This is a genomic window from Nocardiopsis algeriensis, from assembly GCF_014203695.1.
Lineage (GTDB): Bacteria > Actinomycetota > Actinomycetes > Streptosporangiales > Streptosporangiaceae > Nocardiopsis > Nocardiopsis algeriensis.
This window is the reverse complement of the sequence record NZ_JACHJO010000015.1, coordinates 49,823-62,031: the sequence shown is the minus strand read 5'-3', so window position 1 is coordinate 62,031 and position 12,209 is coordinate 49,823. Positions and strand designations below refer to the sequence as shown.

Genomic DNA, 12,209 nt, shown 5'->3' with positions numbered 1-12,209 from the left:
GGGTGTCGTATGAGGCGTTCACCCGCCCGCTAGACGTGATCGGGTTGCCGTGACCAGCGCGAACGTTACTGCATGCCGAGAATGAAACAGCCCTGCACTCCGAGGAGAACAGCGCATGACCAGCCAGCCGCTAGCCCTGGGCCCGCAGGGCCGGTACGAGCGGGCAGCGTTCTCCCAGGAGCCTGCAGATCCCGGTCAGAGCCGCGACCACGGCAGCGCCGGCCACGAGGATCCCGCCGAGCGGTGCGGGAAGTTCCTGGGTGAGCACGAAGACACCCATGACCAGTACGAACACACCGAACACCTTGCGCAGCAGGGCCTCGGGAACCCGTGAGGTCAGGAGCGCACCGGCGAGGGATCCCACGACAGCGGCGGCGGTGACCGCGGCGACCAGCGGCCAGTCGAGGCTCACCGCGGTGAGGTATCCGGCGAGTCCGGCGAAGGACTTCATCGCGATCACGAGCAGGGATGTCCCCACCGCGACCGGCATGGGCAGCCCGCCGAGCAGTGCCAGGGCCGGCACGACGAGGAAACCGCCTCCGGCTCCGACGAGACCGGTGACCGCTCCGACGACCAGGCCGTCCAGGACGATCCGCCGCACCGGGAGCTCTCCGTCCCGCACCTTTCCGCTGCCGTCCGGGGTCTTGTTCCTGCCGCGGATCATGACCGCGGCGGTGGCGACCATCATGAGGGCGAAGGCCGCCATCAGCACGGCACCGGGGACACGGCCGCCGACGAGGCCGCCGAGGAAGGCACCCGCCATGCCCGCGGCCCCGAAGACCAGGCCGGTGCGCCATCGGACGTTCCCCTTGCGGGCGTGGACAGCCGCGCTGATGAGCGAGGTGACGCCGACGACGACGAGGGAGGTGGCGACGGCCTCCTTCGGCCCCGCCCCCGCGACGTAGGCCAGCAGCGGGACCATCAGGATGGAGCCGCCTCCCCCGAGCAGCCCGAGCGCGAGCCCCACCACCACGGCGAGGCCCACGGTCAGGACGAGCTGGAATTCCACCATTTCCTCTTTTCCGTGGCTGGGATCTGCGTGTCCGCCCACCGGAGACACCGCTCCGGGGCGGACGGGTCGGCCGGGAAGGGGGCCGCCCGGCCGACCTGCGGGAGGGGCGCCCGGTCGGCCGGGCGCCCTTCCCGCGCCGTGTTCAACCCGCGGTGCCCTCGGCCGGAGCACCCTGGTTCCGCATCCGGTCCATCCAGCCCGCGTAGCTGCCGTCGAGTTCGGCGACGTCGTATCCCGCACGGCGCAGGGCGGCGGCCGCGACGGAGCTGCGCGCGCCGGACTGGCAGTAGGTCACGATGGTGCCGTCGGCGGGCAGCTCGTCGAGGTGCCACAGGATCCGGCCGGCGCTGAGCTGCCGGGAGCCGGGGATGTGTCCTGCGGCGTGCTCGGTCCTGTTGCGCACGTCCAGGACCAGCACGGCACCGGAGTCCTCCAGCTCCTCCGGGGAGACGGTGGCCGGCACGGCCTCCGGCAGTCCTTCCGCGGTGGTGGTGTAGCCGCTGACGCGGTCGATGCCGACACGCAGCAGGTGGTCGCGCACCGCCTGGGCGGTGTCGCCGTCGGCTGCGAGGAGCACCAGGGGACGGGACTCGGCCTCGGGGTCGTAGGCCCAGGCCCCGAAGCTCGCGGCCTTGGCCGGGCCGGGGATGTTCAGTGCCCCCGCCACGGTGCCCCGGTGCACCTCGGTGTGGGCCCTGGTGTCGACGAGGACGGCCTCGTCCTCGCGCAGGGCCCTGCCGATCTCCTCGTTCGGGACCTGGGGCAGCGGGTCGAGCGGACCCAGGACCTGAGGCCCTTCCTTGTTCTGGCGCTTCATCCGGGCGAAGTAGGCGTGGGCGTCGGGCTGCCCGGCGAGCAGCTCGGCGACGAACCCCTCCTCGTCGTTCTCGCGCAGGTAGGGGGCCCACCAGGCGTTGAGCCGCTCATATCCGACCGTGGTGGCCGGGAGGGCGCCCAGGGCCTTGCCGCAGGCGCTTCCGGACCCGTGCCCGGGGTACACCTGGACGTGGTCGGGCAGTGCCAGGAAGACGTCGCGGAGGCTCTCGAAGAGCTGGTGCGCCCCCTGGAAGCGGGTGTCCACTCCCCCGGCGGCCTCGTCGAGCAGGTCGGGACGGCCCAGGTCCCCGGCGAAAACGAAGTCCCCCGAGAGCAGGTAGCCCGGGTCCTCGCTGAACGCCCCGTCCGTGATGAGGAACGACAGGTGCTCAGGGGTGTGCCCGGGGGTGTGGCGCGCCCGGACCGTGATGTTGCCGACGGTGATGGCGTCGCCGTCGAGGAGCCGCTCGGCCTCGAAGCCGTACTGCCAGTCCTCACCGCCTTCCCCGGAGACGTACACCTCGGCCCCCGTGGCCGCGGCGAGCTCGCGGGTTCCCGAGAGGTAGTCGGCGTGGATGTGCGTCTCGGTCACGGCCACGATCCGCATGCCGTGCGAGCGTGCCAGGTCGAGGTACTCGCCGATGTCGCGGCGGGCGTCGACCACGACGGCCTCTCCCCTGGCCTGGCAGCCGATGAAGTAGCTCGCCTGGGCGAGATCGTTGTCGTAGATGCGTTCCAGCAGCATGGTTTCTCCTTGCAGGTGGTGGTTCTCCACCGCCTCCGCATACCCTGGGGAGTATGTACGGGGCGGAGTGCGGCGGTGGTCGCGGAGGGGCGCCCGGCGAGGGCGCCCCTCACCTGTGCTCAGGCGGCCGAGGTCACCGGCGGGCACCGATCCGTTCGAGCGAGCCCTCGATGTCGACGTGGTTGCGGGGCTGGTTGTAGGGCAGACGCGCCAGGGCCATGCCCATGGCACAGGTGTCCGTGACCGCGGCGAACGTCAGGCCGGCGCCGATCAGTCCGGCCACCGCCACCGCCGGCGGCCACACCAGCGAGGCGAGGACGGAGACGAGGACGATACTCCCCGCCACCAGGCGGACCTGGCGCTCCAGGGACCATCGCTGCCGGCCCCGAACGACCGGGGCTCCTTGCGCCTCCCACGCGTTCATGCCGCCTTCCATCACCGCGGTGTCCCGCCGCCCCGCGGCGGCCAGCTTGTCCTGGCACTGGCGGGCCCGGTTACCGGACTGGCAGATCAGGACGAGGCGGCCTCCGGCGTCGGCGACGATGCGCTCCAGATGGGCGTCGACCTGCTGCAGCGGAAGGTTGACCGCGCCGGGGATGTGGGCGTTCTCGTACTCGGCGGGGGTGCGTACGTCCACCAGCAGGGTGCCGGGCTCGGTCTCGACCAGGCTGCGCACGGTGTACGCGTCGATGGTGTTGTCGGTCATCGTTCTCCTCATGGTGTCCTTGAACCCTTCCGATACCCCGGGGAGTATCGGAAGGAGAGAGCGGTGCCTCACTCGCAGAAAAGAGGCGGGACGGCTTACCGAAACCGGCAGCTGATTCCCTGATACAGGGGGGAGTATCCAGGACCCGCAGGTCTCCCCTCGCCGAAGGCGGCGCGGTCCACTCGAGAGCGGGGGCCGCACAGCGCCTGGCGGCAGGGGGAAAGCCTGTGTCCCTAGGTCCCTGTTTTTGGATGCTCTCGCCGCATCGGCGGAGCCGATCCTCCGGCGAACGGTCGGCCAGGTGTCTCCTTGCAAGGCGGGGAGCGCAGCTCAGCCCGGTGGGCTTCGCAAGCTCTCCGGCGCAGCAAGGGGGCGCCTGGCGGCCGTGCAGCTCGAGATGATCCGAAAAACAGGGCCTAGGCCAGGGACAGGAACAGCTTTTCCAGCTCGGCCTCGGTGATGTCGGGCTCGCCGCCGTTCTCACGGGCGGTGGCGCAGTGGCGCATGCCGCTCGCGACGATCTTGAACCCGGCCCGGTCGAGTGCACGGGAGACAGCCGCCAGCTGCTGGAGCACGGCCGCGCAGTCCTCCCCCTCCTCGATCATCGAGATCACCCCGGAGAGCTGACCCTGGGCGCGCTTGAGCCTCGTAAGGGCGTCGCCGACCATCTCGGGCTTCATCCCGGCTCCTTTCCGTCAATGGTCCCAACATACCCGGGGGTGTATCTATTTCAGATGTGACGGACATCACGCCCGACGGCGGGAGTACGTTCGAGATCCACGGCGGGACGGGGCCTCCCGAATCCCCCGGACGGCTGCGCGGACGCCGGGGCGTCATCAGGATCCCTGTCGCCCTCGGAGGGGGTCCGAGGGCGACAGGTCCCCGAAGGTACCCCGGCGCGGGACCGCCCGGCGGGTCGGCCCGCTGCTTCAGGAGCGGCCGGTTCGGGACTCCGCCCGTTCCGGGCTGTCGGCGCGGTGCCGCTGCCACCCCCGAACCCCCAGCACGAGCAGCACGAGGCCCGCAGCGGCCAACAGCACCGTGTCGGCCCCCGATCCACCGATCCCGAAGATCCACTCCTGAAGTCGGTGGGCTGTCTCGCCGAGCATCTCCGTTCCCCCGAAGAGGGTCGCGGTCCCCTCCGAGACCAGGAAGAGAATGCCGATCCCGATGAACAGCAGCCCCGACAGCAGTGCGGTGGTGTGCAGTTCCACAGGTCCCACCCGGAAGGAGCGCCCTCTCAGCCAGCGGCGGGAGCCGAGATCGTAGCGGTCCCACAGCAGGGCCAGCAGGAACAGCGGAGCGACCATACCCAGGGCGTAGACCGCCAGGAGCAGGGCGCCGCGCACGGTCCCCCCTGTGGCGGCCACGGTCAGCACGGCGCCCAGGATGGGGCCGGAACAGAACCCGGCGAACCCGTACACCGCTCCCAGCGCGAAGATCGAAGCCGTGTCGGTCCTGCCGGCCAGGCGCCCCTGGAGGCGCTGCGCCAGGCCGGACGAGAAGCCGAAGCCCGCGATCTGGGCGACGCCGAAGGCGATGACCAGCCAGCCGGCGATGGTGATCAGGAGTTCCCGCTCCCCGTAGACCAGGCGGCTGATGAGCGCGGACCCCGCCCCCAGGGGAACCAGGGTCGTGCACAGTCCCGCGTAGAACACCGTGGTGCGTGCGACGAGGTGGCGCGGGTCACGGAAGGCGTAGCCGAAGAAGGAGGGCAGCAGCAGCGCGCTGCAAGGGCTCAGCAGGGCGAGTACCCCGCCGATCAGAGCAGCCGCGAACCCGATGTCGGTCACTGCCCCTCACCTCCGCCCCCGGAGGAGGCCAAGGAGCGGTCGATGACCTCTTCGAACACCTCCGTCGGCTGGGCCCCCATGACGGCCTGGCCGTTGATGAGGAACGTCGGGGTGGAGGTGACGCCGATCGCCAGCCCTTCGGAGAAGTCGTTCCCCACCAGTTCGGCCGCGGCATCGCTGTTGCGGTCCTCGTCGAACCGCTCGAGGTCCAGTCCCAGCTCCTCGGCGATCCGGACGAGGAGCTCCTCGGGATCGCTCGGACCGGTTCCCTCGACGGCGGCGTAGTAGGCCTCGTGGAACTCCCAGAAGGCGCCTTGGGCGGCGGCCGCGCGGGAGGCCCGGGCGACCGTCTCGGAGGTGTCGGTGATGACGGGGAAGTCCCTCCACTCGATACGCAGGTCCCCGGACTCGACGTAGTGCATCAGCTCGGGCTGGGTCTCCTCCACCCAGCGGCCGCAGTAGGGGCAGTGGTAGTCGGAATAGGCCACCATGACGACCGGCGCCTCGACGCCGCCCATGGCGGTGGGGTCGTCGGCCTGCCTTCGGACCACGGGGTCGTCGGCTTCGTCGGCCTCGCCGGCGTCCGCGGCCGCGGTGCCGTCCTCCGCGGAGGTGCTCGGCGCATCCGCTCCGGCAGCCCCGGACTGCCCCTCGCCGTCGTCTTCCCCGTACCGCCCCCACGCGACGGCGGCGGCGATCAGGATCAGGACCGCGCCCGCCGCCAGGAACACCTTCCAGGATGCGCCGCCGCCCGCACGGGTACCGCTTTCGGCCGGATGGCCCGAGGGCCTCGTTCTCTGCTCCGGGGTGTCCGGCATCGTGTGCCCCTTCTGTCGGCCGACAAGTATTTCTATCTTTGATAGTAGACCTACTAAGCTTGATAGAGAAATTGGGGCCGGCGCTGCGGAGCGGATGCCGCCCCGCCCCGTACATACTGACCGTGAACCATGGCACCGGACAGGTCCACAGACAGGGAAGGGCGGTCGCACGACCATGAACGGCAAGGGCCTGGGGCCACTGGAGTCCGCGGTGATGGACGCGGTCTGGGACTCGGACGGACCGGTGACGGTGCGAGCGGTCACCCGGCTCCTCGGCGAGGACGGCCCGGCCTACACGACGGTGGCCACGGTGCTCGGCAACCTGCACACCAAGGGATGGGTCGAACGGGAATGGCAGGGACAGGTCTGGTTCTACCGGCCTGCGCGCGACCGGAGCGAGCACGCTGCCAGGGCCATGGAAGACGCCCTGGCCCTCAGCGACCTGCCCCAGGCCACCCTGCTGCGGTTCGTGGACACGATGTCACCCCGCGACGCGCACACGCTCAGGCGCCTGCTCGACGAGGTCGGCGAAAGAGCGACCGAGCCCGAGGGGTGACGCGCGGCCGGACGCGGCGGCCTTCTCCGGGACACCTCGGGCCCGGGTGGCGCGACCGCGGCGGACGCGAGCGGGCCCCGGCGCACGGACCGGTCAGCCGGCGCACTGGCAGTGGGGGATGAGCACAGCGGCCAGCGCCGAGGTCAGCGTCAGCACCAGCGGAAGCGTCACCGCCACGGACGTGGCGGCCACCAGGACGCGGCCCCTCCAAGGCCGGCACCCCGCGGGGCGCCGGACCTGCCGGCGCACACGTTCGACCGGGCACGCACCGCCGATGGACAGGGTCTGCGGCGCCCCGGCCGGCGCGGCCTGCGCGAGGGACCCCAGCGCGTGGACCAGCGGATGCATCCCGGCAGCACGCACGGCCCGGTCGTCCGCCGCCCACTCCACCAGCACGGGCACGTCCTGCGCCGCGGCACGGAACAGCGGAACCCCCGGAAAAGCGCGGTCCAGGAGCCGAACCCAACCCACGATCAGATGGTGCCGCCCCCGCAGATGGGCCTGCTCGTGAGCCAGAACCGCGCGGGCCTGGGCATCGGTGAGCATGTCCAGCGCGCCGCGTGTGATGACGACACCGCCCCGGGACCCGGGAACGCAGTAGGCATCGGGCGCAGCCGTGTCGAGCAACCACACGGGCTGGTCGTGCAGACGGCGGCGCTGCGCCCTGGCGAGAAGGCCGCTGTGGTGCGTCCGCCTCCAGGACAGACCCGCGCGCCCCTGCCGGGCGGCGGTCCACAGAAGGCGCAGAAGCGCGACCACGGCCAGAGCGGCCCCGGCCCCGATCCCCCACCCCGCGTGGTTGCGCTCCAGTGCCTGGAGCACATCGATGCACGCTGCCAGGACGCCCTTGACCGCAGGGCCGAGGAGCTCCGCCGCGAGCAGGGCGAGCAGAGCGGCGCAGGAGAGCACCCAGGCCGCGGTCGCCGCGACCCACAGCGCCAGCATGGTACGCGGAGCCGAACCGCAGACACGGGCGGCGCGGCGCAGGACCACCGGCCCCCTGGCCCCCACCGCGACCACGGCGCACAACGCGGCGAAGGACCAGATCACGGGTCCTCCCCCGTCGGCAGGTCCGCGAGCAGGGAACGCAGGGCGCGCACGTCCTCGGACCTCATCCCGTCGACGAAGCGCAGCAGTGTCGCCTCGGAGTCGCGGCTCCCGGTCAGCGCCTCGTGCATCAACTCGGCGGCGTGCGTGGAGCGGTCGCGCAAAGGCCGGTAGAACCACAGCCGGCCGATCCGCTCACGGTCGACCCACCCCTTGCGCCGCAGATTCTCCAGAACGGTCGAGGTGGTGGTGTAGGCGACCTCGTGGTCGGTGAGCCCTTCCAGGACACCGCGCACGGGCAGGGGCTCGGGCGCGCGCCAGAGCACGTCCATGACCGCCGCCTCCAGCGGTCCCAGTCCAGCGATCACGGCACCCGCACCCCACCGTTCGACATCCGATCCTCCCTCAGCATAGTGATCACCTGTTCTCCCGTTCCCGGTCGGTATCGGGCGAGGGGAACACGGCGTAGGAGCCACCGGGCACCGCCACCGCGGCGACCCCGCCTGCCGTCCCGGCCACAGGCACCTCCCATCCCCCGCTGCCCAGGAGCGCGCCATCGGCCGTCGACCGAACGCGGTTCTCCTCACCGAGCGCGGTGTAGAGATACCCGGAGACGATACGCAGGGGCCGCTCGTCCGGGTCCGCACCCACTGTCCACACCTCGGCCCCGGAGACGCCGCCCACCCCCACCATCACGGGCCGGCCGGACTGCGCGGAGATCCCCGCCACCACCGCGCGGCCGTGGTCGTCACCCACCGGCACGGGCCGGGCCTGCGAGGAGAACTCCGCCAGACGGCGGCCGTCCCGCAGGTCGTGGACGGTGAACACCGTGGACGTCCCCCGGGTCCAGGTCATCACGACCAGCGGGCCCGAGTCGGTCGCGGGCCGGGGACCGTAGGCGAGGGAGACCTCCTCCTCCGCCTCGCCCCCCAGGGAATCGGGGACCGCCAGGTCGCTGCCGCGCCAGAGTTCCTCACCGGAAAGGGTGTCGACCGCGCGCAGCGCCCCGTCCCGGTGGAGTACCAGGGCGCCCTGGTACTCGTGCAGAACGGCGTCCCCCTCCTCCTCGTCGGCCACGACCGCTCCGGTGTCGGCGGACAGGGCCACCGCGGGACCGGTCTCGGCGTTCATGACGGTATGGGCCATCCGGGCGAACACCAGCCCCGGCCCCACCCAGGTACCGGGAACTTCCGTGGGCCCCCACACCTTGCGCCCGGTCGCGGGATCGAAGGCGGCCGCCGTGGTCCGCGTGGCCAGCAACCCGCGCTGGGGAGCCGCATCGCTGTCGAGCAGCACCACCAGGTCGTCACCCTCCTGTGTACGGGTGAGGGTGAACCCGGTACAGCTCGGGTTGCGCTCGGTGGACCAGCGGGTGCGCCCGTCGGCGTCCATGCCCACGAAGTGCAGTTCGCCCCCTCCCTCCGGTGAGACCGGGCCGACGAACCCGCTGTCGGATCCCTTGGGTTCGGAGGAATAGGGCGTGGCCCATCCGGCCGAACCGTCCACGGTCCCGGGAAGCAGGTCCGGATCCACCGCCTCGGCCGGCGTCGGCGCCCCCTCCAGGGGCAGGGCGTCCTCCGGGTCGGCGAGTTCGGGCCTCCCGCAGGCCGCGACGACCAGGACCAGGCAGAGCAGAACGGCGGCGAAGGGGCGCCGGTCGGGCGTCGCGCGGCGCTTCGTGCCGCCGTGGTACGTGTGCACGGCTACCCCTCCGCGTCGCTCAGCGCGAGGTCGACGGAAGCGGTGAAGACCTCCAGCGGTTGGGCTCCCAGCACAGGGTCCCCGTTGATCAGGAAGGCGGGTGTACCGCTGATCCCCATTCCCTGTCCCTCGACGAAGTCCGCCTCGACCGCCTCCTCGGCAGCCGTGCCCTCCATGTCGCGCACGAACCTCGCCGCATCCAGGCCCAGTCCCTCCGCCACGTCTTCCAGGTCCGCGCGGAGCCGCGTGTCACTTCCGGTGAAGTCCTCCGGGGAGTTGTAGACGAGGTCGTGGTACTCCCAGAACGCGCCCTGCTCGGCTGCGGCCATGGCGCCGAGGGCGAGAGTGCGGGAGTTGTCACCCAGGTAGGGGAACTCACGCCACTCGATCCGCAGCAGCCCGTCGGCGACGTAGGTGTCGACGAGGTCGGGCTGGACACCGCGCACCCACTCCCCGCAGAACGGGCACAGGTAGTCGGAGTACACGACCATCACGACCGGGGCGTCCACCTCCCCCATCGCGCGGGGATCTCCCTCCTGCCTCCTCGCGAGTTCCTCCCCCGCATCCCGCATGTCCTCGCTGACGGTGCGCGCCGGCTCCCCGGCGGACTCCCCAGAGGGGTTCTGGAGTTGTTCGGCCCTCACGAACAGGAACGCGAGGAGCAGCATCGCGCAGGCCGCTCCCGCAAGCATCAACACCTGTGCGATCGGGCGGCCGGACCGGTCCGGCATGAGCGGCACCTCGCATTCACGTACTTCCGCGGACGGCAGGACCACGTGGCTCCGCCCCGGCACACGGCCCGGGCCCCGCTCGCGCGGATCCTCCCGCGTCGGCGGCCACCATGGTTCTACCCTGGATAGAAGTCATACTATCCAGGGTAGAAAAAGAGCGCATCCGCCCCCTCGAATCCACTTGGGCAAGAGGCGCGGGGACGATCGGAAGCACCGGCATGCGGGCATCCGCGCTGCTGCGCGGAGGGCCCGGCCGCACTGACCACCCTCACTCAACCGGCGCCAGGGACGTCCCCGCGTGCGCGAGGAGCAGTCGAAGGCCCTGGAGGCGAACCCCTGTTCGTTGAGTCCATCCCCGCGTGCGCGGGGAGCAGACGGCGGTCTTGGGGCTGCCGGTGTCGTCCCTGGGTTCATCCCCGCGTGCGCGGGGAGCAGTCTTCGTGACCTGCGACGTTACTCGGCCCGTAGGCCGAATTCTGCACGTTTGCAAGAAACAGACACAGACATCCAATCCACGTAAAAAGCACCGCAGCCCATAAAAAATCTCACGCGTGCGCTTACCCTGCCGGTCCGCGCGGCTTCGCACAACTGCTCCAATTCCCGTGCACCATATGCCCGCACGAGGCGCCAGGGGTACGGTCCGATGCTTCTCGGAACCGGACACCCGGCGGACCCCATGCACTCCTTCAGATGCCCTCAGGGCTCTGCAAGGCGGCCAGTTCGCGGATCGCGTCCGCCACGGCCCGGAAGTCCTTGCGCAGGATGTGCGAGTGGTTGCTCAAAACCTTCGCGCCGACCTCAATATTCGGGTTGCGGTCGAGCACGGGGTCGAGTGCGGCGCGCACCTGCTCCATCTCCCCCTCTTCCGCGCCGAGGTTGTCGCCCGTGGCCAGGACGTATCGGACGGGGCAGGCCACACGGTCCAGGACCGGGGCGATGGCGGCGTTGACCTCGTTGATCTCGATGTTGACCTCGGCGTGCTCGTCCGCGGTCATCCGGGCGGCCAGTCCCAGCGGGCGCACCAGCGGCAGCAGCGGTCGTATGCGGCGGAACAGGCCCCGGATCCGCTCGCGGCCCTCCTCTCCGGTCAGGCCGTACGGGATGGCACCGTCCACGCACACCACCCCGGCGACGCGGTCGGGGTTCCGCTCGGCCCAGTGCACCGCGATCGCAGCGCCGTAGGACCAGCCGGCCAGGATCGGCCGTTCCACTCCCCTGGCCTCGAGGACGGCGTCGACGTCGCGGACACACGCTTCGAAGGAGTAGTCCGCCGATGTCGCGGACCGGCCTCGGGCCCGTTCGTCGTAGGTGATGTGCCGGTATCCGGTGCCGAGTTCTCCGGTCACGTGGCGCCAGTGCCGTCGGCCGGCGTAGGCGCCGTTGAGGTAGAGGACGGGGTGTCCGGGGCCGCCGGTGTCGGCCGCGGCCAGTGCGGTGTCGTCGACCGGGACGGTGCCGGTCCAGGCAGGGGTGGTCGGGTCGGCTGTGGTCACGGGGGTCTCCTTCAGAGGCTGCGGGCGGTGATGTCGCCGTGGGAGGTGGTCGCGTGGATGTCCAGGGCGGGGGTGCCGCCGGTGTTCTTGAGGGAGTTGTGGATACGGCCGTGGGGGGTGCCGGCGTCCAGGGAGGCGGAGGTCTCGGGGGCAGCGGAAATCGAGATGTCGCCGGCCTGGGTGGTCAGGTGGGCGCTGAGGGTCTCGTCGAGTTCGACGGTGGCCTGCTGTCCCGTGAAGGTGACGTCTCCCAGGCGGCCCACGCCCCGGAGTTCGGCATGGGCGGCGGTCGCCTCGACGTGGGAGCGGGTCGGCAGCTGGACGGTGACTTCGACGGCTCCGCGGGCGCCGAGGAGGCGGTTGGGCGCCGGCGGGGCCTCGATGCGCAGGACCCCGTTGCCGTGGGTGGCGGTGACCTGCTGTGCGGCCTGCACGTCGCGGCTCCGGGTGGGGTCGGCGGGCAGGATCTCGACCGTGGTGTCGGTGCGGTCGGCGGCGATGAGGCGAATGCGTCCTGCGGGGATGTCGAGGACGGCCGTGACGGGGGTGGGGGTGGGGAACTCGTGCATTTCTCTCTCCTACTCCTCTGTGTTTCCGACAATGGAAAAGCTACGTTGCATTCGCAATATTGGCAACGGAACTTACGAGGCAAACTTACATACCCAAAGGCTAGAGCAGGGAAATTGTTGCAATGGCTCTGAATTCAATGCAACAAGCCCTGCCCTTTCGTTGCAATGGATTGGAGATGAACGCTATAGTCGCGCCACCCGCGACCCACGGAGGAAACCGCG

13 protein-coding genes are annotated in these 12,209 nt (G+C 70.9%); 1 reads left to right on the top strand and 12 read right to left on the bottom strand.

The window, feature by feature from the left end; all coding sequences use genetic code 11:
• Nucleotides 1-130 precede the first annotated feature (130 nt).
• The 6 genes from FHS13_RS20410 to FHS13_RS20385 all read right to left on the bottom strand — a co-directional run bounded on the left by FHS13_RS20410 (nucleotide 131) and on the right by FHS13_RS20385 (nucleotide 5,890).
• Nucleotides 131-1,009 carry a TSUP family transporter gene (locus tag FHS13_RS20410; protein WP_184293582.1) on the bottom strand — a complete coding sequence of 293 codons (879 nt, stop codon included), beginning with the start codon at nucleotides 1,007-1,009 and terminating at the stop codon, nucleotides 131-133.
• 145 nt (nucleotides 1,010-1,154) lie between these two features.
• Nucleotides 1,155-2,573, bottom strand: a complete 1,419-nt coding sequence (locus FHS13_RS20405; protein ID WP_184293578.1) for an MBL fold metallo-hydrolase — start codon at nucleotides 2,571-2,573, stop codon at nucleotides 1,155-1,157.
• Nucleotides 2,574-2,706: 133 nt separating this feature from the next.
• Entirely contained in the window at nucleotides 2,707-3,279 is a 573-nt protein-coding gene (locus tag FHS13_RS20400; protein WP_184293577.1) for a rhodanese-like domain-containing protein, read from the bottom strand.
• Between the two features lie 416 nt (nucleotides 3,280-3,695).
• A complete protein-coding gene (locus FHS13_RS20395; RefSeq protein ID WP_184293581.1) occupies nucleotides 3,696-3,947 on the bottom strand; it encodes a metal-sensitive transcriptional regulator in 252 nt (83 codons plus the stop codon).
• A 261-nt stretch (nucleotides 3,948-4,208) separates the two neighbouring features.
• The gene (locus FHS13_RS20390; RefSeq protein ID WP_184293576.1) at nucleotides 4,209-5,072 is read right to left on the bottom strand and encodes a cytochrome c biogenesis protein CcdA; all 864 of its coding nucleotides are present in this window, start codon (nucleotides 5,070-5,072) and stop codon (nucleotides 4,209-4,211) included.
• On the bottom strand, nucleotides 5,069-5,890 hold the full coding sequence (locus FHS13_RS20385; protein ID WP_184293575.1) for a DsbA family protein: 822 nt from the start codon (nucleotides 5,888-5,890) through the stop codon (nucleotides 5,069-5,071). Before FHS13_RS20385 ends, FHS13_RS20390 begins: the two co-directional genes overlap by 4 nt.
• Nucleotides 5,891-6,065: 175 nt before the next feature.
• Between FHS13_RS20385 and FHS13_RS20380 the strand changes: the two genes are divergently transcribed.
• The gene (locus FHS13_RS20380; RefSeq protein ID WP_184293574.1) at nucleotides 6,066-6,446 is read left to right on the top strand and encodes a BlaI/MecI/CopY family transcriptional regulator; all 381 of its coding nucleotides are present in this window, start codon (nucleotides 6,066-6,068) and stop codon (nucleotides 6,444-6,446) included.
• 93 nt (nucleotides 6,447-6,539) lie between these two features.
• Here the strand turns inward: FHS13_RS20380 and FHS13_RS20375 are convergent, their stop codons facing one another.
• The 6 genes from FHS13_RS20375 to FHS13_RS20350 form a co-directional block, all read right to left on the bottom strand.
• Nucleotides 6,540-7,496 (bottom strand): M48 family metalloprotease, encoded by a 957-nt coding sequence (locus FHS13_RS20375; RefSeq protein WP_184293573.1) that lies wholly within the window; start codon nucleotides 7,494-7,496, stop codon nucleotides 6,540-6,542.
• The gene (locus tag FHS13_RS20370; RefSeq protein ID WP_184293572.1) at nucleotides 7,493-7,861 is read right to left on the bottom strand and encodes a BlaI/MecI/CopY family transcriptional regulator; all 369 of its coding nucleotides are present in this window, start codon (nucleotides 7,859-7,861) and stop codon (nucleotides 7,493-7,495) included. The genes FHS13_RS20375 and FHS13_RS20370 overlap by 4 nt, the downstream gene beginning before the upstream one ends.
• A gap of 49 nt (nucleotides 7,862-7,910) precedes the next feature.
• Nucleotides 7,911-9,194, bottom strand: coding sequence for an outer membrane protein assembly factor BamB family protein (locus tag FHS13_RS20365; protein WP_184293571.1), 1,284 nt, complete (start codon nucleotides 9,192-9,194; stop codon nucleotides 7,911-7,913).
• Between the two features lie 2 nt (nucleotides 9,195-9,196).
• On the bottom strand, nucleotides 9,197-9,925 hold the full coding sequence (locus FHS13_RS20360; protein WP_184293570.1) for a DsbA family protein: 729 nt from the start codon (nucleotides 9,923-9,925) through the stop codon (nucleotides 9,197-9,199).
• Between the two features lie 686 nt (nucleotides 9,926-10,611).
• A complete protein-coding gene (locus FHS13_RS20355) occupies nucleotides 10,612-11,418 on the bottom strand; it encodes an alpha/beta fold hydrolase (protein ID WP_184293569.1) in 807 nt (268 codons plus the stop codon).
• A gap of 11 nt (nucleotides 11,419-11,429) precedes the next feature.
• Nucleotides 11,430-11,987, bottom strand: a complete 558-nt coding sequence (locus tag FHS13_RS20350; RefSeq protein WP_184293568.1) for a DUF4097 family beta strand repeat-containing protein — start codon at nucleotides 11,985-11,987, stop codon at nucleotides 11,430-11,432.
• Between the last annotated feature and the right edge of the window lie 222 nt (nucleotides 11,988-12,209).